The organism is Sulfurospirillum sp. HTRB-L1, assembly GCF_059415125.1.
The window spans coordinates 186,868-212,765 of sequence record NZ_JCAHZR010000004.1; the positions used below are offsets into that span (position 1 = coordinate 186,868).

Annotated in this window: 26 protein-coding genes; 19 read left to right on the top strand and 7 right to left on the bottom strand. The window is 49.5% G+C overall.

The genetic code is table 11. From position 1 onward, the window contains the following. Positions 1–30 precede the first annotated feature (30 nt). From AC5SLM_RS08665 to AC5SLM_RS08675, 3 genes are read left to right on the top strand one after another with little or no spacing between them, the layout of a single operon-like run. Entirely contained in the window at positions 31–894 is an 864-nt protein-coding gene (locus tag AC5SLM_RS08665; protein WP_495250633.1) for a menaquinone biosynthesis family protein, read from the top strand. Further along, positions 894–1,160 carry a flagellar biosynthesis protein FliQ gene (fliQ, locus tag AC5SLM_RS08670; RefSeq protein ID WP_495250553.1) on the top strand — a complete coding sequence of 89 codons (267 nt, stop codon included), beginning with the start codon at positions 894–896 and terminating at the stop codon, positions 1,158–1,160. The genes AC5SLM_RS08665 and fliQ overlap by 1 nt, the downstream gene beginning before the upstream one ends. Then, on the top strand, positions 1,160–1,951 hold the full coding sequence (locus AC5SLM_RS08675; RefSeq protein WP_495250554.1) for a UDP-N-acetylmuramate dehydrogenase: 792 nt from the start codon (positions 1,160–1,162) through the stop codon (positions 1,949–1,951). Before fliQ ends, AC5SLM_RS08675 begins: the two co-directional genes overlap by 1 nt. Here the strand turns inward: AC5SLM_RS08675 and tsaD are convergent. Both tsaD and AC5SLM_RS08685 read right to left on the bottom strand, forming a co-directional pair. After that, entirely contained in the window at positions 1,948–2,940 is a 993-nt protein-coding gene (tsaD, locus tag AC5SLM_RS08680) for a tRNA (adenosine(37)-N6)-threonylcarbamoyltransferase complex transferase subunit TsaD (protein ID WP_495250634.1), read from the bottom strand. The genes AC5SLM_RS08675 and tsaD overlap by 4 nt on opposite strands. Further along, positions 2,937–3,695, bottom strand: coding sequence for a D-alanyl-D-alanine carboxypeptidase family protein (locus tag AC5SLM_RS08685; protein WP_495250555.1), 759 nt, complete (start codon positions 3,693–3,695; stop codon positions 2,937–2,939). The genes tsaD and AC5SLM_RS08685 overlap by 4 nt, the downstream gene beginning before the upstream one ends. A gap of 103 nt (positions 3,696–3,798) precedes the next feature. Between AC5SLM_RS08685 and AC5SLM_RS08690 the strand changes: the two genes are divergently transcribed. After that, complete coding sequence (locus AC5SLM_RS08690) at positions 3,799–4,818, top strand: aldo/keto reductase (RefSeq protein WP_495250556.1); 1,020 nt, start codon at positions 3,799–3,801, stop codon at positions 4,816–4,818. Positions 4,819–4,821: 3 nt separating this feature from the next. Beyond that, on the top strand, positions 4,822–5,382 hold the full coding sequence (locus AC5SLM_RS08695) for a class I SAM-dependent methyltransferase (RefSeq protein WP_495250557.1): 561 nt from the start codon (positions 4,822–4,824) through the stop codon (positions 5,380–5,382). 33 nt (positions 5,383–5,415) lie between these two features. On the opposite strand, the gene AC5SLM_RS08700 is transcribed toward AC5SLM_RS08695, so the two are convergent. The 5 genes from AC5SLM_RS08700 to AC5SLM_RS08720 form a co-directional block, all read right to left on the bottom strand. Continuing rightward, positions 5,416–6,663 (bottom strand): uracil-xanthine permease family protein, encoded by a 1,248-nt coding sequence (locus AC5SLM_RS08700; protein WP_495250558.1) that lies wholly within the window; start codon positions 6,661–6,663, stop codon positions 5,416–5,418. A gap of 9 nt (positions 6,664–6,672) precedes the next feature. Next, positions 6,673–7,746 (bottom strand): 1-deoxy-D-xylulose-5-phosphate reductoisomerase, encoded by a 1,074-nt coding sequence (gene dxr / locus AC5SLM_RS08705; protein ID WP_495250559.1) that lies wholly within the window; start codon positions 7,744–7,746, stop codon positions 6,673–6,675. 3 nt (positions 7,747–7,749) lie between these two features. After that, positions 7,750–8,499 carry a phosphatidate cytidylyltransferase gene (locus AC5SLM_RS08710; protein ID WP_495250560.1) on the bottom strand — a complete coding sequence of 250 codons (750 nt, stop codon included), beginning with the start codon at positions 8,497–8,499 and terminating at the stop codon, positions 7,750–7,752. 105 nt (positions 8,500–8,604) lie between these two features. Beyond that, entirely contained in the window at positions 8,605–8,925 is a 321-nt protein-coding gene (locus AC5SLM_RS08715; RefSeq protein WP_495250561.1) for a hypothetical protein, read from the bottom strand. A gap of 3 nt (positions 8,926–8,928) precedes the next feature. Continuing rightward, positions 8,929–10,254, bottom strand: coding sequence for an NFACT RNA binding domain-containing protein (locus AC5SLM_RS08720; RefSeq protein ID WP_495250562.1), 1,326 nt, complete (start codon positions 10,252–10,254; stop codon positions 8,929–8,931). A 324-nt stretch (positions 10,255–10,578) separates the two neighbouring features. On the opposite strand from AC5SLM_RS08720, the gene AC5SLM_RS08725 reads away from it, so the two are divergent. The 14 genes from AC5SLM_RS08725 (at position 10,579) to AC5SLM_RS08790 (ending at position 25,845) form a co-directional block, all read left to right on the top strand. After that, a complete protein-coding gene (locus tag AC5SLM_RS08725; protein ID WP_495250563.1) occupies positions 10,579–11,844 on the top strand; it encodes a 3-isopropylmalate dehydratase large subunit in 1,266 nt (421 codons plus the stop codon). 2 nt (positions 11,845–11,846) lie between these two features. Then, positions 11,847–12,407, top strand: a complete 561-nt coding sequence (locus tag AC5SLM_RS08730) for an NTP transferase domain-containing protein (protein ID WP_495250564.1) — start codon at positions 11,847–11,849, stop codon at positions 12,405–12,407. A 55-nt stretch (positions 12,408–12,462) separates the two neighbouring features. After that, on the top strand, positions 12,463–12,750 hold the full coding sequence (locus AC5SLM_RS08735) for a Dabb family protein (RefSeq protein WP_495250565.1): 288 nt from the start codon (positions 12,463–12,465) through the stop codon (positions 12,748–12,750). A 22-nt stretch (positions 12,751–12,772) separates the two neighbouring features. Then, positions 12,773–13,144, top strand: coding sequence for a copper resistance protein NlpE (locus AC5SLM_RS08740; protein WP_495250566.1), 372 nt, complete (start codon positions 12,773–12,775; stop codon positions 13,142–13,144). 58 nt (positions 13,145–13,202) lie between these two features. Continuing rightward, entirely contained in the window at positions 13,203–14,261 is a 1,059-nt protein-coding gene (locus tag AC5SLM_RS08745) for a phospholipase A (RefSeq protein ID WP_495250567.1), read from the top strand. 144 nt (positions 14,262–14,405) lie between these two features. Next, complete coding sequence (locus AC5SLM_RS08750; RefSeq protein WP_495250568.1) at positions 14,406–15,812, top strand: ethanolamine ammonia-lyase subunit EutB; 1,407 nt, start codon at positions 14,406–14,408, stop codon at positions 15,810–15,812. Continuing rightward, positions 15,809–16,657, top strand: a complete 849-nt coding sequence (gene eutC, locus AC5SLM_RS08755; RefSeq protein ID WP_495250569.1) for an ethanolamine ammonia-lyase subunit EutC — start codon at positions 15,809–15,811, stop codon at positions 16,655–16,657. Before AC5SLM_RS08750 ends, eutC begins: the two co-directional genes overlap by 4 nt. Positions 16,658–16,671: 14 nt before the next feature. Beyond that, positions 16,672–18,093, top strand: coding sequence for an ethanolamine permease (gene eat, locus AC5SLM_RS08760; protein WP_495250570.1), 1,422 nt, complete (start codon positions 16,672–16,674; stop codon positions 18,091–18,093). A 165-nt stretch (positions 18,094–18,258) separates the two neighbouring features. Then, a complete protein-coding gene (locus AC5SLM_RS08765) occupies positions 18,259–20,253 on the top strand; it encodes a methyl-accepting chemotaxis protein (RefSeq protein ID WP_495250571.1) in 1,995 nt (664 codons plus the stop codon). Positions 20,254–20,433: 180 nt separating this feature from the next. Further along, positions 20,434–21,621: a PAS domain-containing sensor histidine kinase gene (locus AC5SLM_RS08770; RefSeq protein WP_495250572.1), complete on the top strand. Its 1,188-nt coding sequence runs from the start codon at positions 20,434–20,436 to the stop codon at positions 21,619–21,621. After that, positions 21,618–22,889: a response regulator gene (locus AC5SLM_RS08775; protein ID WP_495250573.1), complete on the top strand. Its 1,272-nt coding sequence runs from the start codon at positions 21,618–21,620 to the stop codon at positions 22,887–22,889. The genes AC5SLM_RS08770 and AC5SLM_RS08775 overlap by 4 nt, the downstream gene beginning before the upstream one ends. Before the next feature lie 128 nt (positions 22,890–23,017). Further along, entirely contained in the window at positions 23,018–23,404 is a 387-nt protein-coding gene (locus AC5SLM_RS08780; RefSeq protein WP_495250574.1) for a response regulator, read from the top strand. Between the two features lies 1 nt (position 23,405). After that, positions 23,406–23,903 (top strand): chemotaxis protein CheW, encoded by a 498-nt coding sequence (locus AC5SLM_RS08785; RefSeq protein WP_495250575.1) that lies wholly within the window; start codon positions 23,406–23,408, stop codon positions 23,901–23,903. Position 23,904: 1 nt separating this feature from the next. Beyond that, the gene (locus tag AC5SLM_RS08790; RefSeq protein ID WP_495250576.1) at positions 23,905–25,845 is read left to right on the top strand and encodes a methyl-accepting chemotaxis protein; all 1,941 of its coding nucleotides are present in this window, start codon (positions 23,905–23,907) and stop codon (positions 25,843–25,845) included. The last annotated feature ends 53 nt before the right edge of the window (positions 25,846–25,898 follow it).

Below are 25,898 nucleotides of genomic sequence, written 5' to 3' on the forward strand. Positions count from 1 at the left end.
GTGTTACAATCGGTTCAATTTTTTTAAAGGATACGCGTGATTACAGTGGCCCACTCTCCCGATGCTGATGATATTTTTATGTACTACGCTATTAAGCTTGGTTGGGTAGGACTTTCTGGCGTTGCCTTTGAAAACATCGCCCTTGACATCGAAACCCTTAACCAAGAAGCGCTCAAAGGGACTTACGACATCACGGCCATTAGTTTTGGGCTCTACCCTCGCATTCGCAACGACTATGCCCTATTGCGCACGGCAGTGAGTTTTGGCGAAGGCTATGGCCCCAAGCTCGTCAAGAAAAAGGGGGCGAAGCTGCGAAAAAACTTTAAAGTCGCCCTTAGCGGACAGCACACCACCAACGCGTTGTTGTTTCGCCTAGCCTACCCTGACGCGCGCGTTGTGTACAAAAACTTTTTGGACATCGAACCTGCCGTATTGTGCGGTGAAGTGGACGCGGGTGTGCTTATTCATGAGAGCATTTTGACCTTTGATGAGAGCCTTGAAGTGGCGCGAGAGTTATGGGACGTGTGGTGCGAACTAGGCGGCGAAGGGCTGCCTTTGCCCCTTGGCGGCATGGCATTGCGCCGTTCTTTGCCGCTGGTAAAAGCCATCGCCTATGAAAAACTCCTCACCGACGCGGTGCGGGTGGGAAATGCCTCCAAACCGTTGCTCTCGCGTATGCTTTTAGAGCGGGGCTTGTTTCGCGTGGACGCGGCCAAACTTGAAACCTACCTCTCCATGTATGCCAACGACGCTTCTGTTTCCATGAACGAAACCCAACTGCGTGCCATTAACCATCTTTTTAAACTGGGTTTCGACCACGGTGTGTACGATGTGCCCCTAGACGTGCATGATTTTCTCATCCCCACGCACTATGAAACGGCAAGGTTTAGTTAGTGGAATCCACCCTCATCGGCCTTGGGGTTCAAACCTTTAAAATCGCCCTTTCCTTGGCCTTGCCCATGCTTTTGGCGGGGCTTTTGGCGGGGCTTGCCATTAGTATTTTTCAAGCGACCACCCAAATCAACGAAATGACCCTAAGCTTTGTGCCTAAAATCTTGCTCGTGGTCACTGTCATCATCTTTGCCATGCCGTGGATGATGAACATGATGATTGAGTTTACCACCCGCGTGTTTAACATGATTCCTACGTTTATCTACTGATGCTAAAACCCATCGACTTTTCGACATTTTCAAGCATTAAAATCGGCCCAAAGGTGGATGTTCTTGTCCTAGAAACGCCCCAAGCTCTCCCTTTAAACCATTGGCTCATCGGCGGGGCCAATAATCTTCTCATCGGCCCAACACCCCCGCCCTTGGCCATGCTGAGTAAAGCGTTTAACTTTATCTCTTTGGAAAACGAGGCCTTACATGTAGGGGCCGCAACGCCTAGTGGCAAGCTCTTTTCCTTTGCCAAAAAACATAACCTTGGCGGGTTTGAATTCATGCAACAGCTTCCTGGTACCCTTGGCGGAATGCTTGCCATGAACGCAGGGCTTAAGGGATGGGAGATTTTTGGCCCGCTTTTGGCGGTGCGCACCCACGCGGGTTGGGTGGAAAAAACCAACATCAAACACGGCTACCGTTACGCAACACTCCCTGATGTTGTCTTTGAGGCACGCTTTACATGTAAAGAAGGATTTGATGCCGCCTTGGCAGAACAGTTTCGACAGATGCGTCAAAACCAGCCCAAAGACCCAAGCCTTGGCAGTTGCTTTAAAAACCCAGAAGGCGAGAGTGCGGGAAGATTATTAGAAGAAGCGGGGTTTCGCGGGAAACAGTACGGCGGCATGGCCTTTAGCGCACAACACGCCAACTTTTTGGTCAATCTTGGCGGAGGCACCTACGAGGAAGCGGTTGCGCTCATCCAAGAGGCCAAAGCGGCAGTATTGGCCAAAACAGGCATTTTATTAGCGCTTGAAATCAAAACACTCAACGTCCCTGCGCCTTTTTAAAAGGAAACTTTAGGATTAACCCGCACGTCATCTAGCCCCACAAAGGCTTCGCGTTTGTACGCTTCCACTCCACACCGCCCAATCATCGCGGCGTTGTCCGAACAATAGGCCAAGGGTGCGACCATTAAAGGCGGCATGCGGTATTTTTCCACCAGTTTTTCCAGTTTGGCGCGCAAGTAAAGATTAGCACTCGCTCCACCCACGACCGCAAAGCGTTCAAAAGAGTGAAGTTTAAAGGCGCGTTCGAGTTTGTTGAGCAAATGGGCCGTGGCGGTGGCTTGAAAGCTAGCACAAATATCGCAGGTGTCTTGTTCGCTTCTGTTTTCACCCAAAGATTCGATAGCCAAACGCACTTGGTTTTTTAAGCCCGAATAGCTAAAAGCAAGCGCTGATGTGCGCAACAAAGGCACGGTAAAATCAAACCGTTTAGCATCCCCTTTTTGGGCCATAGCTTCCACCACAGGCCCGCCAGGATACCCAAGGCCTAGCATCTTGGAGACCTTATCAAAACTCTCTCCAAAGCTATCATCCAAGGTGGTAGCCAAAAGGATAATCTCCTCATGGGCCTTTACATGTAAGAGTTGCGTGTGGCCTCCGGAGACTAGCAACACGCCCAAAGGAAATACGGAAGGCTGCTCTAAAAAAAGCGAGTAAATGTGGCCGTGCAGGTGGTTGATGGGAAGCAGCGGCACATCAAGGGCGATGCACAGCGCCTTTGCCATGACAAGACCCTCCACAAGCGTGACTGAAAGGCCGGGTTCCGTGGTCACCGCAACGGCTTTGACGTCGCCAAAATAAGGCTTGGCTTCTTGGAGGATTTTAGGCAAGGCTTCGGCATGGAGCCTTGCGGCCAGTTCGGGCACCACGCCACCGTACTGAGCGTGGTCGAGTTCTTGGGAGATTTTTTTGTGAAAGACTAACTGGCAATCTTCGAGGCGCGTCAGGGCAATGGAACTGTCATCGCAACTGCTTTCGATGCTTAAAATCATGATTGGCTTGTCTTTATAATCTGAATATGCCACGGTTCAAACCACACCCCATCAGGGTTTCCAGGCACGTAACGGGTGCGCACATAAGGCAGGGTTTGGAGCGCTAAAAACTCTTCGGTATGGGCAAATTCTTCCGTGAAGTTGAGATACCCAAAGCCTTGTTTTCCCACGTCAAAATCGCCAATACTGTGGTACGAATGCCCCGGAGGTGCGATGGATTTAGCAGCAAGGGAAATGTTCCCCTCACAGGCACTGATTTTGTCTAAAAAGAGGCTCATTTGCTTGGCCACACTGCGCACGCCCGAGGTTAAGATGAGCGTAGGCCCCACGTCTTTTTGCAAGCGCTCAAAGGCATGTAACGCCTCTCCTTGAAACAGGTAATGGCCAGAACGCGGGACTTTGTAGACTTCTTTTTCTGCAATGGCAGCGGTGAGTGATTCGCAGGTGCGCTGTCCAAAAAAGCCGTAAGGCTCCGTTGCGTCGTAAAAAAGTTTTTCCAAAAGGGCGAGTTCGCTGGGGGTAAATGCACCAATTTTGCTCACATTACGGGCATAATGCAGCACTAGGTCGAAGCTAATGATATTGAAATTGCCAAACCCAACATACCGGCTCACTTGATTCAAGCGCTCTTTCGCCGACTCAAAATCAGCGATTTCGTTGGCATGTAAAAAAACTGAGGAGGGGGAGGACTCTTGCGCAAAAGCCATGGAAGCCGCGCTGGTGGCTACCAAACCCAAAAAGGTGCGTCGGTGCATTTGGTTAAACTCATTTGTGATGGTATTTGAGTAAAAAGGCTTAGTATACCACGCAGATGCTGAGTTTTTTGTTACAATTATACCGCCAGAATTAAGGAGTACTATGAAATACCGTTATATTGGCAAAACTGGACTCAGGGTTAGCCCCTTATGCATGGGCACCATGACCTTTGGGTTACAATGCGACCCAAAAGAAGCCTTCAAGATTTTAGACAAAGCCTACGACACAGGCATTAACTTTTTTGACACCGCCGAACTTTACCCCGTGCCTCCAAGCGGCGAGCTTGCAGGGCGCACGGAAGAGATTGTGGGCGAATGGCTTCAAACCAAACCCCGCGACGCAATCATCCTTGCCACCAAGGTCGCAGGAGCCGCCAACGGATGGTTTGTCCCGCCCATTCGCCACGGTCTTACCGCCATCGACCGCTTTCACATCACCCGTGCTCTTGAGGGAAGCCTTAAGCGTCTCAAAACCGACTACATCGACCTTTACCAAGTCCACTGGCCCGACCAAACCGTGCCCATAGAAGAGAGCTTAAGCGTTTTAGATGGCTTTGTCAAAGCAGGGAAAATCCGTGTCATTGGCACCTCCAACGACTCCGCCTACGGACTCACCAAGGCCAACGAAACCGCCACATTCAAAGGCCTAACACGCTTTGAGTCCATTCAAAACAATTTTTCCCTGCTCAACCCGCGCTTTTTAGATGAACTGAGCACCGTATGTGAAAAAGAGTCCATCTCTTTACTGCCCTACTCGCCTTTGGCGGGCGGGGTGCTCACGGGCAAATACAATGGGGGATTTTTCCCACCAACCGCGCGCTTTGCCAAGTACGTCAACGCCACAAATCCGCGCCTCCAAGCCCAAGCGAACCGTTTTGTCAACACCAAAACCCTCGAAGCTACGGCACGCTATCAAACCATCGCCACCGAATACGGACTCAACCTCACTACGATGGCAACCGCTTGGAGTATGCAACACCCCTTTGTGGCTTCTTCCATCATCGGGGCGACCCACGCAGGGCAGTTGGATGAAACCCTCGCCGCCTTACATGTAAGCCTCAATCCAGAACTTCTCAAGGCTTTGCACGGTGTGCAACAGTCTATTTTGTATCCGATGGGCTAAGCCATGACCTTAGACAGGCGTACCGAACCCTTTAATTTTGCCATGGCAAACCTCAGTGCCTTGCCAGCGGGCAGTCGTGTCCTTTTTTTAGGCAAAAACCACACCAAAAATGCCCTCTTAGTGGCCAAGCTAGGCTTACATGTAGAAGTCTTGGATGCGGACAATACAGAGCTTGTTACCCTGCAAGAAGAAGCCAGTAAAGAGGGGTTGTTTCTCATCACCCGTCACACACGCATCGAGTACTGGCAGCTCCCCCATGCCTACGATGCCATCGTTTTGGGCGAATTAGACCTTCCTAGTTCAAAACACACGTTTTTGTTTGAAAAAATCCTCTCTTCCTTGGCCCCCAAAGGCATTTTAGTAGGAGAGGTCTTGGGTGAGGGCAAAACATCAATGACCCTAGACCCTGCCATTGAACCCTACGGGCTCATTGCCTTGTATACGCTTTTTGAAAGCCTTCCTTGCCGCTTGATTAAGCTTGGCAAAGAGTTAACCCACGTTGTGCACAAAAAGGGAGTCAAAGAAGAGCGGTATTTACTGCGGATGGTGATTCAAAAATACTAACACAAGGGGATTTCCCCTTGTGTTGTACGGGCGTTAGTAGCCGTCGAAGTGCTTTGTTTTTGGCAACACAAGGTTAAGTAAAATCCCCACAATTGCCCCAAGACCAATCCCGCTAAACCCAACACCACCAAAGTTAAAGGTCATCCCGCCAATGGCAAACACAAGGATGATAGAAACGATGATCATGTTGCGCGGATCCGCCAAATCGACCTTTTCTTTGATGAGCGTTTCCATGCCAACCGCCGTGATAATCCCAAACAACAAGAGCAAGATGCCTCCCATCACCGGCACTGGAATGGTCGCTAAAAGCCCGCCAAGTTTACCCACAAACGCAAGGACGATGGCAAAAATCGCCGCCCATGTCATGATGGCAGGATTAAAGGCTTTGGTGATGGTCACCGCACCTGTCACTTCGGAGTACGTTGTGTTGGGTGGGCCACCTAAAAGCGACGCGGCAGAAGTGGCTAGGCCATCGCCCAAAAGGGTATTTTTAAGGCCTGGCTTTTTGAGGTAATCTTCCTTGGTGACGTTGCTAATGGCAAGCATATCCCCAATGTGCTCCACCGCAGGGGCGATGGCAATAGGGAGGATGAAGATAATGGCTTCAAGGTTAAACTCAGGAAACACAAAGGCAGGCATGGCAAACAACGGCGCGTTATAAAAGGCATCAAAACTCACCACACCCGCCAACAGCGCCACCACATACCCTGTCATAATCCCAAAAAAGATAGGAAGCAGACGAAAAATCCCCGTGCCTTTTAGGGTCACCACAATGGTCACCGCCAAGGTCACAAAGGCAATAAGCATGGAAGGACCTTGCGCTACAAGTTGCACTGCCCCATCGCCTGTTTTGCCCATGGCCATGTTAACTGCCACCGGCGAGAGAATGAGTCCGATGGTCATAATCACTGGCCCCACCACCACTGCTGGCAACAAACGGTGTAAAAACTCCGACCCACGCACCCGCACAAGGAAGCTTAGCAAGATGTAAAACACACCCGCGGCCACCAAGCCTGACATGGTCCCTGCAATCCCCCACGTTTGCACCCCGTAAATGATGGGTGCGATGAACGCAAAAGAAGACGCGAGAAAAATAGGTGGTACATTTTCGCGGTTAACAAACTGAAAAATCAGCGTCCCAATCCCCGCCGTAAAGAGTGCCACATTTGGGTCAAGCCCCGTCAGAAGCGGCACCAACACCAAAGCCCCAAAGGCAACAAATAAAAACTGCAAGCCAATAATGCTCTCCTTGAGCGTAAAACGGTAGGCAATCTTGCTCATCAACACCTCTTAATAAAGATTTTTACAAAACGCACGCACTTCTTTATCTAACGCAAACACATCCTCTAAGCTCTGGGGCGCTTGGGTCTCATAGGCTTCATAGGCTTGCACAATGCCCCTAGCCATTTGCACCACCCCACACCGTCCTTCTAAAAAATGGGCCATCATGGCTTCGTTAGCAGCATTGACCACCGCGCCGAGTTTTGGGTTTTCTAAAAGCGCATTTTTAAGCTCCCACACGGGGTAGCGCGCAGGGTCAATGGAACGAAACTCCAAGCTTCCCACCTGCGTCAAATCCACACTTGGCAACACCGCTTCTTTGACTTCGCCCAAGAGGGCAAAGGCGATGGGCAGTTGCATGCTTGTCCCCGCAATGTGGGCCGTGGAACTGCCATCTTCAAAGTCGATGAGCGCGTGGATGATGGATTTGGTTTCGATAAACGCATCATACGCCTTACATGTAAAGAGCCACCGCGCTTCTAAAAGTTCAAAAAGCTTATTGACCATGGTGGCGCTGTCGATGGTGATTTTTTGGCCCATGGACCAGTTGGGGTGCTTGAGGGCATCTTGGGGGCGCATGTGGGGAAGTTGGTCTAAAGGAGTGTCTCGAAAGGCGCCCCCGCTTGCGGTGATGCACAGGCGCTTCATGGGACGATGCGAGAGCAAATACCACAGGCCAAAATGTTCGCTGTCGATGGGCACGATGGAACTTGTGTCTAAAAATGCCCCCGCGGCCACTAAGGACTCTTTATTGGCCAAGGCAACTTTTTTGCCTAGGCTTTGGGCTTTTAGGGTGGGCTTTAAGCCCAAAAACCCCACTAGGGCATTGACCACAAGGGGGCTTTTAGCCTCTTCAAGCATCCGCATGATGCCCTCTTCCCCCACCCAGACATTAGGATGGACGACCTGATGGGCTAGCGCGGCTTCGCCAATAACGACAAAGGTGGGATTAAACGCCTGAATTTGGGCATTTAAAAGGGTAACATTACTGCCCGCGCACAGCCCTTCTACATGTAAACCGTGCGCCTTGGCAATGTGCAGGGCATTGACGCCGATGGAGCCTGTGCTTCCTAGGACGACCATCGGCTAGAGAAAGCTTTTGAGCAAGACAAACAACACAACCGCGCCAAAAAGGTACCCATCGAGTCGGTCAAGCATGCCCCCATGTCCTGGGAAAATCGTCCCGCTGTCTTTCACGCCCGCCTCACGCTTAAGATAACTTTCAAACAAATCCCCCCACACCGACGCGACACTGGTTAAAAAGGCAATCAATAATGCGCTTAAAAAACCTACCGATGCCATCCCAAAAAATGCGCCCGCCACCGTGGCAATCGCAACACCCCCAGCTACCCCTTCCCAAGTTTTATTGGGAGAAGTGGGCGAAAAAGGGGTTTTACCAAAGTTTTTACCCACAATAAACGCACCCGTATCCGTCAAGGCCACGATAAGCACAAGCCAAATAAGGGCAGGCATCCCCGCACTTACGTACAAAGAGAGTAAAAACAGCATGGAAACCGTAGGGTAAAGGAAGGGTTTTAATAAGGCTTCGTCCATCTGCTTTTGGTGCGCCATCATCGCCACAAGGCCCAACACCACCAGCACGCCCAAGTACTCTGGCGAGGCACTCAATCCCGCAATAATCCACACCCCAAGGGCCAACACATAAATCATGGTATTTTCAGTTTGAAACAATTTGCACGCTTCACGAAAGGCAATCAAGTAGACCAACCCCAAGACAAACCACGTCACCAAAAAGCTGTCCACAAGCGCCAAAAGAATGGCAATGACAAGCATAATAAAGCCTGTTACGATGCGCTCAAGGGTGTTTTCATTCATAGGTGTCCTTCTAAGGGTGAGGTTTTGTCACATCTTAGCAAAGCTAAGGTGAGGGTTTGCTAAAAGCACACGAGGAGGCTGTTGAAATCAAGCGTGGAAATAGTGCTAAATAGTGATGTCCAAAAGGCGTGGGGGTGGGGGTAGGGGATCATCCTCCTCCTCTTCGTGTTTTTTGCGAAACACTTGGCTTTCATCAGCGCCTGCTTCTTGGTCTTTTTTCTTTTGTTCGTGCTCTCTTTCAGGGTCGATTTTATGGGTTTCTTCCGTGGGACGCACCGCTTGCACTTCTTTGTCTTTTTCGTTGGCGGCTACGCCAGCGGCGAGGTTTTGTGCTTCCATGCGCGTTTGAAAATCCATCTGTTTTGCTGCAGCTGCGGGGATACTTTGGTTCGCGTACACCATTCCACCAATCGGGGTCACGGCCATGGACTACTCCTTTGTGACGGTTAACGTCTGATACTCCACATAATGCACGAGGGCACCTTGCACCATTTTGACATTTCGTCTGGGTGTATAATCGACCAAATAATTTCCCCCTTGAGTCTGGCTAAATTCTACGCACAGCTTTGCTGCAAATGCAAGCACTTGGGGAGGTACATTTTGTTTATCTGTCCGAATAATAACATGCGAAGAGGGCATATCCTTTACATGTAACCACACATCGCTTTTTTTGGCCTCTTTTAGTAAGGTAATGTTACCTTTTTCGTTTTTTCCCACCATGATTTTATAACCTTCCATGTAAAAACTCTCATAAGAAAGGTTTTCTCTCTGGGCTTTTTTAGCGTGGGTTTGCTTGGGCAATAAAATAGCAAGCTCTTCCACGCTTTTCGTGCGCCCAATCACCCCCTCAAGGCGCTCCCAAAAGGCAATCTTGCCTTCCAAATTTTCCCGTTCGATGTGCAAAGAGCTGGCTTTTTGGCGCAGTTTTTTGGCCTGAGAAAAGAGCAGATTGGCCGCTTCTTGGGGCGTTCGTGCTGCCGCAGGAAGGGTGAGCGTGTAAGGCTTTTGTTCAAAATCTTCCACCTCCACCTGTGTCGCATAAGGCGGAATGCGGTGCAAATTTGCCAAGACCAAAGCGCCTTCGTGGTACAGCCCTTGGGCTTTTGCTTCCAAGGTTTCTTCGCTTTCAAGTTTTGCTAAATGGGCGCGAAACCGCTCTAGTTTTTTCGCCAATTGCGCTTTTTTAAGGGAAATGGCCTGAGCAAGCCTCGCGCTGTTGCGTTCCTCGTAGGCTTCTTTTAACGCCTCGGGCAACACAAAGGGGGCTTTGGTTTCAGAAAATTCGCGCGGGGGAAGTGCCAACAAAGGCTCCCCGACCTTGACCGAACGAAAGGAAACACTCGCGTCAATATGCCGCAACGCTTCTTGGACGATGTTTTGGGTATCTAAAATGATGACATTGGTATTGCGCCCCGTAAACTCCAACTGCAACACGTATTCGCTGGCCTTGTACTGGCTAGAAGTGCTTACATGTAAGCGTAAAATGCGGTTGTTTTTAGGCACCTCTACATGTAAAAGCATCCCCTTGGCAAAATACTTTCTTAGCAACACATCAAAAGGAGCACCATACACCTTGGCGCGTTTAAACTCTTCGCACATAAACACATGGGCGTCCCCGCGACGCAGGTCAAAAAAGAACGGTTCATGGCGGTCAAAGACTACCTTGATGACCATATCATCCACCCGCTCGATAGCGTGGATTTTACGAAATTGAGAGAGATACTGGGCAAGTTGTTCTAATTGGTACTGTTTCACTTTTTATACATCCTTCTCTTGGACAAATCCGACAATCTCGTCGCGTCTGCAAAGTTATATTGAGGGTTTTAACGCGATTATACCCGCTTTTAAACCAAACTTTGCTAGAATCGACCCCAATTTAAACCGTGTGCCTAGTGGCACGAAGCAGGGATTTGCGTTTTTAGCTAAAGGGGTGTCTGGTCCCTTGGGATGGATGGCAACTGTTTGAGGCGTAGCCGAGTTTTGCCATCCAAAGACACCGCTTTAGCGCTCCGTAGGAAAAAACGCAACGCTCCCGAATGAGAGACACTAGGCACGCGCATCGCCATTAACGAGGTTCCCATGCAACAAACCATCACCGAAAAAATCTTTTCCGACCACTGTGGCCTTGAAGCAAAAGCTGGCCAAATCGTCCAAAGCCCCATCGACATGGTCATCGGCAACGACATCACCACGCCCATCTCCATCCGCGCATTTGAAGAAAGCGGTGCGACGAAACTGGCCAATCCCGATGGCTTTTCCATCGTCATGGACCACTACATTCCCGCCAAAGACATCGCCAGTGCCAACCAAGCCAAAATCAGCCGTGAGTTTGCCTACAAGCACGACTTGAAGCACTATTTTGACGAAAAAGACATGGGCATCGAACACGCCCTCTTGCCTGAAAAGGGGCTCATTGTCCCAGGAGATGTCATCATCGGCGCCGACAGCCACACCTGTACCCACGGCGCCCTTGGCACCTTTGCCACCGGCATGGGTTCGACGGATTTGGCCTATGCGATGATTACAGGACGCAACTGGTTTAAAGTGCCCGAAGCCATCCGCGTGGTCTTTACCGGAAAACCCGGTCAGCACATTTACGGCAAAGACCTCATCCTTGAAATCATCCGCCAAATCGGCGTGGACGGTGCGCTGTACAAAAGCCTTGAATTCATGGGCGACGCCATTGGGCATTTGGGCATGGACGACCGCTTTAGTTTGTGCAACATGGCCATCGAAGCGGGAGCCAAAAACGGCATCATCGCCGCAGATGCCATCACCAAAGCCTTTTTAGCGGACAAAACCTTGCCCCGCCAGCCCAAGTATTTTTACTCCGACGCTGACGCGACCTATGTGCAAACCATCGAAGTAGACGTGAGCAAACTTGACCCTGTTATCGCCTACCCGTTCTTGCCTAGCAACGGCAAAAGTGTGCGCCAAGCGGTCAAAGACGATTTGGCCATCGACCAAGTCTTCATCGGTAGTTGCACCAACGGACGCATCAGTGACCTACGCATCGCCGCGGAGATTTTAAAGGGCAAACGCGTGGCGCGCAAAACCCGCCTCATCATCACCCCAGCGACCCAAAAAATCGCCCAACAAGCCCAAAAAGAAGGTCTCGTGGACATCTTCATCGAAGCAGGAGGCGTGTTTTCCAACCCCACCTGCGGCGCATGCCTTGGGGGCTACATGGGCATTTTGGGCAAAGGAGAGCGTTGCGTGGCCACCACCAACCGCAACTTTGTCGGCCGCATGGGAGACCGCACGAGCGAGATTTATCTGGCCAACTCCGCCGTGGCAGCAGCTTCAGCCATCGCGGGGAAAATCGCCGACCCAAGGGATTTATAATAATGTTTCCTTTCCCCTGCGTCATCATCGCTGGGGGAAAAAGTTCGCGTATGGGGCAAGACAAATCCTTGCTCCCCTTTCGCGGACACCCTACCCTCACCCACTACCAAGTTTTCCGCCTTCTGCCGCTGTTTGATTCCTTACATGTAAGCACCAAAACCGACAAATTTAACGGGGAGTTTTCGCTCATCCTAGACGCCGAACAAGAGAGTTTTTCGCCTATGGTCGCTCTGGCTTCGGTGCTAGAACACTTCACCGACACCTACGTCTTTTGCCTCAGTGTGGACGCTCCTTTTGTGGAAAAAGAGCACATTAAAACCCTCTGGGAAGCGGCGCAAAAAAGCGGCGCAAAAGCCCTCATCCCCCGCGACCCGCACACCCGCCACCCCCTGTGCGGCCTCTACCACAGCTCCCTTGCCCCCCTTGCTAACACCTTAGCCCGCCAAGGCGACCACAAGCTAGGCATCTTGCTAGAACACGCCAACGCGGTGTATGTGGATTTTGAGCACACTGCCCCCTTTACCAACCTCAACCACCCCCACGAATACGAAGCGGCGCTGTAGGTTTACGGGAAGCTTTAACTTTCTTGTGTTATGCTACACCAAAAAGGAGCAACCCATGGTCAAACACATCGTTTTTTTTAAACTTGAAGACAATTCCCCTGCCAATAAAGAGGTGGTCAAAGCGCGCATCATGAGCATGCAAGACAAGATTCCCTACCTAAGCCACATGGAAGTGGGCGTGAACTTCAGCCCTGAAGAGCGGGCTTTTGATTTGGCGTTGATTACGGATTTTTACACTAAAGAGGACTTGGCACGCTACGCCGTTGACCCTGTACATGTAGAAGTAGTACAGTTTTTAAAATCCATCAACACCCAAACCAAAGTGGTGGATTACGCGTACTAAATTTATGCGTAACGTTTGGGTATTGTTTCTTCTATTGGGTTTTGCGGGGTGCGCCAATGTGCGCCTTGGCGTCCCTGCCCACACCAGTCAAAACCCACTGGCCTGGGCAGGGGTTTACCAAGGCACCCTTCCCTCTGGCGTTCATACTCGTTTAGAGCTCCACTCGGATGGACGTTACACCTTAGAAAACCTATACAGGGGACAATCTCCCATCACCTACACCTCTGAGGGGTATTTTTCATGGGACGTAGCCGCGCCCATCATCACCCTCGAAGAAGAGCAAAATGTGCGATTTTTTGTGGGAGAAAACGTTGTCATCTTGCTTGATACGCAAGGAAATTTCATCACAGGACCCTTAGAAGATGCTTACAAACTCCCTAAAGAAATACCCTAATTCAAGTTCTTTTTACACTACTGTGGAGTATACTCCCTCTCACATTTAAGGAAAAATCATGCGCTTATTGTATGTTCTTATGCTCATCTCCCCTCTTTTTGCCCAACCTCTCTCCCACATGCTTGAAACTGCGCGTGCCTACGAAGCCAAAGGAGACATCCAAAACGCTATGGAATGGTACAAAAAGGCCGCCCTCGCGGCACAAGAGACAACGCCCAATGCCCCTCCTGAGGCACTGCCTGATGACTTGCCTGCCATCACCTCTCCCCTTGAGAGCACCTTGCAAGAAATGCCCCCTTATGTTCGTCAGTACGAACGCGCCAAGCTTTACAACACATACCTAGACCCGTACGAAGACAAAGACTCTCAAAAAACCATTTTACAAATGCTCTCAGGCACCTTTGGCCTCATGCCCTACCAAAGCAATTACCTGTTGCCCCTAAGCTACAACGGGCGTGATTATAAAGGGCGAAAACAGACCGAAACCAAATTTCAATTTAGTTTTCAAAAAGAGCTAGCACACGATTGGCTAGGACTTGATGAGAGTTATTCCTTTGGCTACACGCAAGTTTCATGGTGGCAGATTTTACAAGATTCTTCGCCTTTTCGCGAAACCAATTACCAACCTGAACTCTTTGTAACGGTTCCTTACAAAGAAAAAGCAAGCGCCATCAAAGGGTTTAAGTTTGGCTACTTACACGCATCCAATGGCAAAGATGGGCACGAGTCGCGCTCGTGGGATCGCCTCTATGCAAGCACCTTTTTACAAGCAGGCGGCATATTTATCTCGCCACGAGTATGGTACCGTATCAGGGAATCCGAGCGGAGCAATTCCAATAGCGCGCGCGGTGATGACAACCCTAACATTCACCACTACCTGGGCTATGGCGATTTGACAGTAATGTACCCGTGGGGGAAAAATTTATTTAAAGGCACCTTTACCAACAACCTCAGCAGCTCTGATAACCGAAGCGGGATGAACCTGGAGTGGAGCTTTCCTGTGTCAGATTCGGGTGTTTTTGGCTTTATCCAATACTACTACGGCTACGGCGAAAGCTTGATTGACTACGACAAACTCACCAACCGCATCAGCATCGGTTTTGCCCTTTCCCGATAATGTTCTTCATGTAAGGAAAAGAGTAATTTTCCTTACATGTAACCTCTTTTTAGCCACTAAACTGCATAAAAAACATACAACAACTCCATCAAAATAGCATCTTTTTCGTGTTAGGATTCTCTTCTTAATCAAAGGATGAGAACAATGTCTCGCGACTATACGTTCATGTACAAAAATACGACCTATTGTTTCAACGATTTAAAAGAACTCATGGCAAAAGCAACTCCCAAACGCTCAGGAGATATCCTAGCAGGGGTGGGCGCGCGCTGCGAAGAAGAGCGCGTCATCGCGCAAATGTGCCTCAGTGAAGTCCCCCTCCAAACCTTCCTTCAAACTGCCCTTGTTCCTTACGAGAGCGATGAAGTCACACGGCTCATTTTTGATGAACACGACACAAAAGCCTTTGCGCCCATCTCATCTTTGAGCGTGGGGGAATTTCGCAACTGGCTTTTAAGTGATGCTGCGACCCCTGAGGTTTTGTGTGCCCTTCAAAAAGGGCTTACACCTGAAATGGTCGCCGCAGTGAGCAAGATTATGCGCAATCAAGAACTCATCATGGTGGCTAAAAAATGCGAAGTCATCACCGCTTTTCGCAACACCATCGGGCTTCGAGGTCGCCTTTCCACTAGGTTGCAACCCAACCACCCCACCGATGCAATCATGGGCATTGCCGCGAGTATTTTAGACGGATTGCTCTATGGCAACGGAGACGCGGTTATTGGCATCAACCCCGCAACAGACAATGTCACCCAAGCCATCACCTTGCTCAACCTCCTTGATGAAGTGATTCAAAAGTACGAAATCCCCACCCAATCGTGCATCCTAACCCACGTGACCAACACCATCGAAGCCATCGAAAAAGGGGCGCCCGTGGATTTGGTCTTTCAATCTATCGGCGGCACACAAGCCACCAACGAAAGCTTTGGTTTTAACCTCGCCACCTTAAAAGAAGCCCAAGACGCTGCCCTTTCCCTAAACCGTGGCACGGTGGGCAACAATGTCATGTACTTTGAAACCGGCCAAGGAAGCGCCCTCTCGGCCAATGCAAACTTTGGAGTAGACCAACAAACCTGCGAAGCCAGAGCTTACGCGGTAGCGCGAAAATTTAACCCGTTGCTCGTCAACACCGTCGTCGGATTCATCGGGCCTGAGTACTTGTATGATGGCAAAGAAATCACCCGCGCGGGCCTTGAGGACCACTTTTGCGGCAAGCTGTTGGGCATCCCCATGGGCTGCGACATTTGCTACACCAACCATGCGCAGGCCGACCAAAACGACATGGACAACTTACTCACACTCTTGGGGGTTGCGGGGATTAATTTCATCATGGGCATTCCAGGTTCAGATGACATCATGCTCAACTACCAAACCACCTCTTTTCACGATGCTCTGTACATCAGGCGGGTGCTAGGTCTTGCCCCCTCACCCGAATTTGAAGCGTGGCTTCTTAAGATGGAAGTCTTTAAAAGCATGGACGGTTTTTTACTTAACTCCCACGTGCCACCACTTTTTGCTAAACCTCTCTCCAAACTCTTAGGACGAGCACAATGAACGACACCGTTATCCCTAACCCTTGGTCAGCACTCAGGGCCTATACCGATGCGCGCATCGGCCTTGGGCGCGCGGGCATCAGCGTGCCTACCCACGAACTCTTAGCCTTTCAACTCGCCCACGCCAAGGCCCGTGATGCCGTGCATTTACCCTTACATGTAGACGCCTTGCAAGAGGGGTTCGCACGCTTGCCCTTAGACACAAGGCTTTTGGGAAAAAGTGGTGTGCAAGGGCTGTTACAAGAGGGGGTTTCACCCTTGTTGTTGCACTCAAGGGCCCAAACCCGAAACCATTACCTTCAACGCCCCGACCTTGGGCGAAGGTTAGATGAGGCGTCTGCAAAGGCTTTGGATGCGTACCCTAAAGAGGAAGAATGGGATCTTGCCATTGTGGTGGCAGATGGGCTCTCTTCCCTTGCCATCCATGAAAACGCCCTGCCTTTTATCCGCGCGCTCACCACCTTGCTTGCCAAAGAACCCTACCCATGGCTACTCGCTCCTTTTAGCCTCGTCCAACAAGGCAGGGTGGCCATTGGGGATGACATCGGGGAGCGTTTGCGGGCAAAGAGTGTCATCGTGCTTATTGGCGAACGCCCCGGGCTTAGTTCTCCTGATAGCATGGGATTGTACTTAACCTACGGGCCAAAAGTCGGCCTCAACGATGCGCGCAGAAATTGCATCTCTAACATTCGCAAGGAAGGATTACGCCACGAGGAGGCAGCGAAAAAAACGCTTTATTTGCTAAAAGAATCCCAAAGATTGCAGCTCTCGGGGGTTGCTATCAAAGAAAGAGCGCAAGAAGAAACCCTAACCCTAACACAAGAAAAAAACTTTCTACTACACTAAAAGGATAAAAAAACATGAAAACAGCAATTGGCACAGGTGTAAGCGAAGAGTATTTGGCCAAACGCCAGCTCAAACGCGGCACAGCAGGATGGCTACTCTTAGCAGGCCTTGGCGTCTCCTACGTTATCTCTGGCGATTTCGCGGGATGGAACTTTGGGATTGCCCAAGCAGGATGGGGCGGCTTTTTAATCGCGTCACTTCTCATGGGCGTGATGTACCTTTTCTTGGTCCTCTCTTTAGCCGAAATGTCAGCGGCCATTCCCGCCGCAGGAGGCGGATACAGTTTTGCCAGACAGGTCATGGGACCAGCGGGTGGGTACTTAACAGGCCTAGCTATTCTTATCGAATACGCCCTTGCCCCCGCGGCTATTGTGATTTTTATTGGGGCGGCAACGGAGTCTCTTTTGGGAATCAACGGGCCTGTGGTGTACGCTTTGTTTTACCTTGTTTTTATCGGTATTCACGTGTTGGGAGCGGGAGAAGCGCTTAAAACTATGATGGTCATTAGCGCCTTTGCGGTGTTTGCTATCTTGGCCACCGCGGTGGCACTCATCGGGGAGTTTAACGTTGCCAATTTGTTTGACATCGCCCCTTCCGAAGCGGTGGCGGGCGCGACTACCTTCTTGCCACTGGGCTGGCATGGCGTGTGGGCGGCGTTGCCTTTTGCTATGTGGTTATTTTTAGCCGTCGAGGGTGTGCCTTTGGCCGCAGAAGAAGCCAAAGACCCTGCTAAAGATGTCCCTAAAGGCATCATCGGCGCCATGGTCTTTTTGCTTTTTACAGCCGTATTGGTGGTGTTTTTACTCGCAGGAGCGAGTGGCGCACAGATGATAGGCCAAAGTGCGGTGCCCTTAGTGGACGCGCTTAATGTGGTCGGGCAACACAAGCTTGCCACCCTTGTTAATGTCTTGGCCCTAGCCGGCCTCATCGCCTCTTTTTTCTCCATCATCTACGGCTACAGCCGGCTTGTTTTTGCCCTCTCGCGTGCGGGGTATTTGCCCCCGTTTTTGTCCCTAACAAGCAAACGCAAAACCCCCTTGTGGGCACTCATCATCCCTGGGGTGTTGGGATTTTTTGCTTCCTTGACAGGAGAAGGGGACTTGATGCTTGCCATGGCCGTAGTGGGCGCAACCATCTCCTATGCGCTCATGTCCTTAAGCCACATTCTCTTAAGAATCAAACAGCCCGACATGAAACGCCCCTATAAAACCCCTGGTGGCATTGTTACCTCAGGTATCGCGCTTGTGTTGTCCCTCATCGCCCTTACTGGAGTGTACGCCTTTGACCCAAGGGCCTTTAACTACACCTTGGTGCTTTACGTGATTGGAGCACTTTACTTTTTCCTTTACAGCAAACACCATTTGGTTGCCAAAACCGCCGAAGAAGAGTTTGCGATGATTGCCAAAGCCGAAGAAGAGCTCATTCACGAACTCTAATCCTTAGGGTGTGAGGAAAATTCCTCACACCCCCCACACACTTCTTTACAAAATGTCCCAAAAGCCTTGTTTTTCCCATCCTGCCGTCATTTTGGTCTTGTCATATGCTTATCATTTAGGGTATACTTTTTCAAAAATATCATCATTGTTCCGCAGGAGAAATATGTGAACTACTTCAAAACCATCGGGGGGAAAATCTCCTTGGTGCTCGCGCTTGTGCTAGGACTTGCCATGGGAGGCAACGTTATCTACCTAAACTCCACCCTAAAGACCCACCTTTTAGAAGATGCCAAAAATGACATCAACGAAAACATCTCCATGGCCAATAAAATGCTCGAAGTGTTTTACAACGAAAGCCTCAGCAGCACCAATATTCTCTACAGCATGCTAGAACAGTCCTTTGGAAGGTACAACCATTTTAATCAAGTCAAAACCATGAACGTTCCTGTGGCAGGAATCGACGTGCCCGCGATGATTAACGGTCCTGTCATTCTCAACAACGAATTCACTGCTGTAGATAATTTCACCGCAGGTAGCGGAGCTGTCGCTACCGTATTTGCCAAAGTGGGGGATGATTTTTTACGCATCACAACTTCACTGCGCAAAGAAAACGATGAGCGCGCCATGGGAACCTTTTTGGGGAAAAATAGCCCTGCATATGCACCCATCATGAAAGGGGAAACTTATGTGGGCATTGCCCGTCTTTTTGGCAAAGACTACATGACCCGCTACTCCCCCATCTACAGTCCCGATAAAGAACTCATCGGAATCTTGTTTATTGGGTATGACCTAACCAAAACCCTCCGCGACGTCAAGCAAACGCTCAAAGACCTGCGCATTGGAGAGGGCGGGTATTATACTGTTGTCAACACACGCTCCAATCTTTTCGAAATTCACCCAACCCTTGAGGGTAAAAAATCCGATGAGACGCCCATTCATGCCAAAATAATGGCGCACATTGGCACCAGTTTTGAAGACACATTCAATGGGGTCGATAAAATTTACAGCGTCTCTGCTTTTGAGCCACTCAATTGGGTTTTAGTCGCCAGTGCCAATGTTGATGAGCTTATGGAAATGGCCAATGAAATCGAAAGAACCCTCATTGTTGGTACCGTTATCTTGACGCTCTTGTTGGTTATTATCAACACCTTCTTGGCGGACCGCATGATTGCAAAACCGTTGAACGCGTTGCGCGACAATGTGAAAGACATCGCCTCAGGGGAAGGGGATTTAACCCGCAAAATGGCCTTCAAAGGCGAAGATGAAGTAGCGCAAGTGAGTGAGCAAATTAACCATTTCATCGAAAAAGTACGCAATACCATCAGTGAAATCAAATCTGTTTCTAGCGAAAATTCCTCCATCGCTAACGAATTTTCCTCCACCACCATGCAAACGGGCAAACGGGTTGAGGAAACCACCCACCTTGTGAGCACCACCACCGAACAATCCAAACTCATTCGCAATGAAATGCAAACCTCCATCGAGAAAGCCAAAACCAACAAAGAAGAGCTCTCCAAAGCCCTTGGTTACATCGGCGAGGCCAACACTTCCATCTTGCACCTTAACAGCGAAATCCAACACAGCGCCCACACCGAAATCGAAATGGCGCGGCGCATTGAGCACCTTAGCAGCGAAGCTAGCCAAGTGAAAGACATCCTCACTGTCATCTCTGACATTGCCGAACAAACCAACTTGCTTGCCCTTAATGCCGCCATCGAAGCGGCGCGTGCGGGAGAACATGGCCGTGGCTTTGCTGTCGTCGCCGATGAAGTACGCAAACTGGCCGAGCGTACGCAAAAATCTCTCACCGAAATTAATGCCACCATCAATGTCATCGTTCAATCCATCACCGAATCTAGCGAGGGTATGAACACCAATGCTAAAAAAGTAGAAGAGCTCGCTTCTGTTTCTCAAACCGTCGAAGGGAAAATATCCCAAATGGCCGAAGTGATGAAAAAAGCCATCACTATGAGCGAAGTGACGGTGAATGATTACGTCCAAAGTGGTGAAAAGGTCAAGGGTGTCATTGACACCATTAGTCAAATCAACACCCTCTCGGGAGAAAATGCCCGCAGTGTTGAAGAGATGAGCAGTGCGGCGAACCATTTAAGCAGTATGAGCGAAACCCTCAACGCCAAACTTTCTCAGTTTAAGACCTAATCTTGGGGAGGGATGCCCTCCCCCCACAAAATGCTAATCCTTTACATGTAAGCGCTTTTTTCTTTTACATGTATGCCGCAACTGTGTTATATTTCCGTTATTTTTCCCACAAGTTATGGTATTATCACACCACGTCAACTGCACACCATCGTCCCACAACACGCTCACGAAGGAAGGGAAATGTTTCGACCCGAAGACGATAAAAAGACCATCACAGCAAACCTTTCTCTTAAAGAGTATGTGAATTTGCACTATTTTGATGCGCTTTTAAACGATTCTGTCGTTTCAAAATCTGACCTTAACGATTCCATCACCTACATTAACGCCAATTTCACCAAGGTCACGGGCTTTACCCCCGAAGAAGCCCTTGGAAAAACCCACAATATCCTCTACCATCCCGACAATGGCAACGCGCTTTATAAAGACATGTGGAGCACGATTAAAGAGGGTAAAATCTGGCGCGAGCGCCTGTTGGTTAGAAATAAAGACGGTTCTGATTCGTGGATGGAAACCACCATCATTCCCCTCATTTCCCCCGAAACAGGCAGGGTGATTGAATACATCTCCATCCGGCGCGACATCACCGATTTTTTACTTCTTCAACGGGCCATGCACGCCCAAAAAATCAAACAAAAACAACAAGAAGAAATTTCCAAAGCCAAAGATGATTTTTTAATCCTCTTTACCCACGAGCTTAAAACCCCTCTTAATGCCATCATTAACTTCTCCCAATACCTCCTGCGGCACGAAGAAGACCTTGATGCCATCCCTAAAGAAAAAGTGCTTAATCTCCTTAAACGCATCGATACTGCCGCGGTTAAAATGCTCGATCACGTCACCCAAATCTTGGAACTCAGCCGTTTGCGTTCCAAAAAGCTCACCTACACCAAAAGTGCTTTTAATTCTCTTGCCTCCATCTGTTCTGTCTTAGAAGACCAACGCCCCCTTGCCAGAGAAAAAAGGGTGGAGATAGATGGTAACAACTTGTACCTTTCCACGCTTCCCCCTTCCCATTCCTTGCTTCGCACCGACGAATACCGCTTTAAACAAATCGTGAGCAACATCCTCTCCAATGCTATCCGCTATTCTCATGGTAAAATTTCCCTTAACCTTGGGATTGAAGAAGAACAATGGGCTTTACATGTAGAAGACAATGGCCCAGGCATTCGCGACAAAGAAGCGGTGTTTAACCTGTTTGAACAAGACGGCAACCTTGTCAACAAAGACTGCGCGGGCAGCACGGGCGTGGGGTTGACCTTTGTGAAATACCTGTGCAAAGACTTAGGCTTTACCTACGAACTTAACACCTCCAAAACACTGGGTGGATTGGATTTTTGCTTGAAAAAAACACTAAAGGACGCTGTGTGACACGCATTTTGATTGTGGATGATAATGAAAACAACCGCCTAAGTTTGGAACTGTTGCTAGAAGAGCTGCAAGAGATTCGTATCTTTGAGGCGAAAAATGGCTTAGAGGCGGTGGAATTTTGCCAAAACACGCCCGTTGATTTGATTTTCATGGACATCATGATGCCTGTGATGGACGGCATCCAAGCTACGGCACAGATTAAGCAAAGTGCGCCCAAGTGCATGATTATCGCCCTGAGCGCCCTTGAAGACCAAGAGTCCCAGCACCGTATTTTTGAGGCCGGGGCGGAAGATTACCTTACTAAACCCATCCAACCTAAGCTGTTTTTACAGCGCATTCGCAACTACCTCAATATCATTCATTTGCGTAAAAAACCCGTCCATAATCCCTTACCTCTTAACCCCTTTACCCGCGCGGTATACCACCGCAAACTGACGTTTTACGCCTTAAGCGAAGAGGTGCTAGCAGAGTTTTGGGATTTTGCCCTAAGTGACCCTTGTGTGGGACAAAGTGATGTGGTGCGGGTTTCGTACGGCCTTGGATTGTGGCTATTAAAGATTCACCGTCCCTATGAGCTTATTTTTGAAGAAAGCGACACTGCCTTTTACCTTACGTTGCGCGGCTCGGGGGCGATTAAAGAAAAAATCCTTACCTCCATCTTACAACGCCACTTGCCCCACGCCACTTACCTCTTAGGCGATGATACCGTGCATTTTGAACTCCCCCGACACACCTTGGCCTCTCAGGGGTCTCTTGTGATTGATAAAGAGGCAAAAAATATTCTTTCAAAGACCCATGAAAACGGCATGAACGCACGGGAATACGTCGACACCACCGCCGTCTCCTTTTTGCCCAAAATCGAGGCCCTAGAAAACCTTGAATACCTCCTAGACACGGCGCTTATCGCCTTTGAGGACACGCCTGATGCGCACCACCTAGAAGAAGTGTGCCGCCACTTTGCCACCTACCATGAAACGCTAGAACTTTTAAGCGATTTTGCCCATTTGGCCTTTGGCATCTCTTCCTTGCTTGCCTTTTTACGAAGCCTTTGCGGACAAATGCTTGAACCCCTCAAAGCCCAACAACTGGCCACCTTATTATTGCACTTGTTGCATGACCTTAGCGAGTGGAGAAACCAGATTTTTATCACTCAAGAGGCCATTAATATTCACTACCTTGATGCTTCATTGCTGAGTTCATGCATGCAAATCGAAGCCTTATTTGAAAACAAAACCATCGACGAAGGAGATGATTTAGAGTTTTTCTAGCCACCGTCCTTTTTGGGGCCTTTTTTGGGGGTTTTATACCCGCTTTTAAGCTCATGGAGACTAGAATTTACCCAGCGTAACAATAATGCCAAAAAGAGCCAACCCGCACGGCATATGAGGAGAACAGTATGGCCAAAACAGTGATTTTGGTGGATGATTCAAAAACCATCCTAGCAACCGCCCAAATGGCAATGGACGAACTCGAAAGCAGTGGTAAAGTACTCATGAAAACCTACCTCAACCCCGCCGAGCTTTTAGAGGCACTTGAAAGCGGGAAAGAGGATTATGACATGCTCATCAGTGACATTAACATGCCTCAACTCAACGGTCTTGACCTTGCCAATATACTCAAACAAAACCCAAGTTTTAAGCATAAACCCATCCTTATCCTCACCACCGAGAGTTCTGCTGAGATGAAAGCCAGAGGCAAAGCCATCGGGGTTACAGGATGGTTGGTGAAGCCTTTTAGCAACGAGAAGCTCGTCAAAGCCGTTTCCATGGTGTTGGGATTGTAACATGAACGCAACACTCAAAAAAAACGCCGACGCGCACGTCAACCGTTACCTGACTTTTTTTATCGGTGAAGAACAGTACGGGCTTAACATCACCAGTGTCAAAGAGATTATCGCCTCGATGAACATTACGGCTGTGCCCAAAACACCCTCTTACATCAAAGGGGTGATTAACCTGCGAGGTGCGGTGATTCCCGTCATTGACGTGCGGTTAAAGTTTGGCTTGCCAGAAAAACCCCACGATGTAAATACCGCCATCATCATCAACGCCATCGACGGGGTGCTGATTGGTTTTATCGTTGACCGCGTGGAAGATGTGCTCTCCATTAGCACCACCAACCTCACCGAAGCCCCTCGCTTTGGCACCCACGTGGACACTTCTTTTATCGAAAATGTTGCCGAAGTTCAAAACCACGTCATCATGATTTTGAACCTCAAGCGCATTTTTGAAACCGATGAACTCATTGACATTACCAGTATTGAAAAAAAACAGGAGCAATAACATGGGAAATATGACACTTGGAAAACAGATTGGCCTAGGGTTTACGATTCTAGTCCTCATTACGCTCGCCCTTGGCTCAAGTGGCGTATACAACATGAACAAAGCCGCCAACAACTCCGAAAGACTCTCGGAAGTGTATGTCCCTGAAGTCACGCTAGCAAGTCACATCTTTCAAAGCGCAAACCAAATGCGCTACGATATCCGCGGCTTTACCATGCGGGATGATGTCACGGCGTTAGAAAGCGCCAAAAAACAGTACGCTGACCTTCAAAAATACCTCCTAGAGGCGGAAGCCCTTGGTAAAAAGTATGCCCTTCCTGCTTTACTTGAAAAACAAAAGGTTGCCACTACCGCAGCATCCCAGTACATGGCTTCGGTGGAACGCAGTGAAAAAATCTTGCAGCGCAAACAACTCAGCGACCAAAACCTAGTAGCCGCAGCCCCTGCACTCATGGACAACATCAACGGCTTTGCCCAAACCCTTCGTCAAAACCAAGCGCAAGAAGGCAGTGCCATCACGGCAGAGAGAAGCTTAAGCCGCATTGATAGCATTTTACTCACCAACGAACTCTCAGGTCTTGTGGCCAACATCCGCACCCTTGGCCAACGCGCCCAAGCCCGCAACGACACCACCATGGTACAAAGCGCCATAGCTATCTTCCCTGACATCTTCCGCATCGTTCAAGAGATGCAAAGCACTACCCGCGACGCGCAAACCTTGGCTATTTTAAAAACCATCCAAACAAGCGCACTCACTTACGAACAAGGCCTTAAAGAGTTACTCGCAGTCATGGAAGCCACCGCCACAGAAAACGATTTGCGTATTCGTTTGGCCAATGAAGTCATCGCGGCGGCAGAAGGAGTGGTGGACATAGGGTTAGAAAATGTCGACTATCTCTCTAAGGAATCCACCGACTCTTTGAATTTCTCTTCCATGGCGATGGTTATTGGATTGATTGTGGCCTTGCTTGCTAGTATCCTCATTGCCTTTTTAATCATCCGAAGCATTGTTTCGGCCATCACCGCGGCCATTAGAAGCTTAGTAGAAGCCAACGACCAAGTCCTTAGCGCGTCCAATGAAATCGCCGATTCGTCCACCTCTTTGGCCGAAGGGGCAAGCCGACAAGCCAGCAGCGTGGAAGAAGTGAGTGCGACCATTGAAGAGTCCACTTCCATCAACACCCAAAATTCTGAAAACACCCGCGAAGCGGACATTCTGGCCAAAGAGACCAAAGCGGCCGCGCAAAAAGGCTACGCCAAGGGCGATGAGCTCATGAAGGCCATGCAATCCATCAACCACTCCAGTGAGCGCATCTCTAAAATCATCAAAACCATCGATGAAATCGCCTCTCAAACCAAGCTTTTGGCCCTCAATGCCGCTGTGGAAGCCGCCCGTGCAGGAGAGCACGGTCTAGGCTTTGCGGTGGTGGCTGATGAAGTTAAATCCTTGGCCCAACGCTCCGCAGACGCAGCCACCGAAACGGCCACTATCATCGAAGAGGCCATCATCCAAGCCAAAAATGGCTCCGCCATTTCCAAAGAGACCAGCGACGCCTTTGAAGACATCTTGCAAAAGATTGAAAAAACTTCTAACCTCATTAGCGAAGTTTCTATCTCCGCCAAAGAGCAAAGCGAGGGCATGAACCAAATCGCTATCGCCATGAGCGAGATTGACCAAATCACTCAACAAAACGCCGCAACGAGTGAAGAGGCGGCCGCGGCGAGTGAAGAGCTCAACGCCCAAGCCCACTCCATGAAAGAAACCGTTAGCGTCATCGCCCGTATGGTGGGATATATCCAAGAATACGCCACCAACACCCCCAAAAAAGTCAAAAAAGCCTTAGCAAAACCTGCGGCCAAAATCCCGCACAAAAGTGCGCCAAAACGCCGCAATGATGAGGATGTATTTCCTTTGGATGAAGACGATTTAAAAGAATTCTAACCCTTCTTTGCCTTACATGTAACCCTTTACATGTAAGGCGCCAACGCACCAAA

Coding starts and splice junctions, on each gene's coding strand:
- AC5SLM_RS08675 (WP_495250554.1), top strand. CDS start 1,160: ATGCTAAAACCCATCGACTTTTCGACATTTTCAAGCATTAAAATCGGC.
- tsaD (WP_495250634.1), bottom strand. CDS start 2,940: ATGATTTTAAGCATCGAAAGCAGTTGCGATGACAGTTCCATTGCCCTG.
- AC5SLM_RS08685 (WP_495250555.1), bottom strand. CDS start 3,695: ATGCACCGACGCACCTTTTTGGGTTTGGTAGCCACCAGCGCGGCTTCC.
- AC5SLM_RS08690 (WP_495250556.1), top strand. CDS start 3,799: ATGAAATACCGTTATATTGGCAAAACTGGACTCAGGGTTAGCCCCTTA.
- AC5SLM_RS08695 (WP_495250557.1), top strand. CDS start 4,822: ATGACCTTAGACAGGCGTACCGAACCCTTTAATTTTGCCATGGCAAAC.
- AC5SLM_RS08700 (WP_495250558.1), bottom strand. CDS start 6,663: ATGAGCAAGATTGCCTACCGTTTTACGCTCAAGGAGAGCATTATTGGC.
- dxr (WP_495250559.1), bottom strand. CDS start 7,746: ATGGTCGTCCTAGGAAGCACAGGCTCCATCGGCGTCAATGCCCTGCAC.
- AC5SLM_RS08710 (WP_495250560.1), bottom strand. CDS start 8,499: ATGAATGAAAACACCCTTGAGCGCATCGTAACAGGCTTTATTATGCTT.
- AC5SLM_RS08715 (WP_495250561.1), bottom strand. CDS start 8,925: ATGGCCGTGACCCCGATTGGTGGAATGGTGTACGCGAACCAAAGTATC.
- AC5SLM_RS08725 (WP_495250563.1), top strand. CDS start 10,579: ATGCAACAAACCATCACCGAAAAAATCTTTTCCGACCACTGTGGCCTT.
- AC5SLM_RS08730 (WP_495250564.1), top strand. CDS start 11,847: ATGTTTCCTTTCCCCTGCGTCATCATCGCTGGGGGAAAAAGTTCGCGT.
- AC5SLM_RS08735 (WP_495250565.1), top strand. CDS start 12,463: ATGGTCAAACACATCGTTTTTTTTAAACTTGAAGACAATTCCCCTGCC.
- AC5SLM_RS08745 (WP_495250567.1), top strand. CDS start 13,203: ATGCGCTTATTGTATGTTCTTATGCTCATCTCCCCTCTTTTTGCCCAA.
- AC5SLM_RS08750 (WP_495250568.1), top strand. CDS start 14,406: ATGTCTCGCGACTATACGTTCATGTACAAAAATACGACCTATTGTTTC.
- eutC (WP_495250569.1), top strand. CDS start 15,809: ATGAACGACACCGTTATCCCTAACCCTTGGTCAGCACTCAGGGCCTAT.
- eat (WP_495250570.1), top strand. CDS start 16,672: ATGAAAACAGCAATTGGCACAGGTGTAAGCGAAGAGTATTTGGCCAAA.
- AC5SLM_RS08770 (WP_495250572.1), top strand. CDS start 20,434: ATGTTTCGACCCGAAGACGATAAAAAGACCATCACAGCAAACCTTTCT.
- AC5SLM_RS08780 (WP_495250574.1), top strand. CDS start 23,018: ATGGCCAAAACAGTGATTTTGGTGGATGATTCAAAAACCATCCTAGCA.
- AC5SLM_RS08785 (WP_495250575.1), top strand. CDS start 23,406: ATGAACGCAACACTCAAAAAAAACGCCGACGCGCACGTCAACCGTTAC.
- AC5SLM_RS08790 (WP_495250576.1), top strand. CDS start 23,905: ATGGGAAATATGACACTTGGAAAACAGATTGGCCTAGGGTTTACGATT.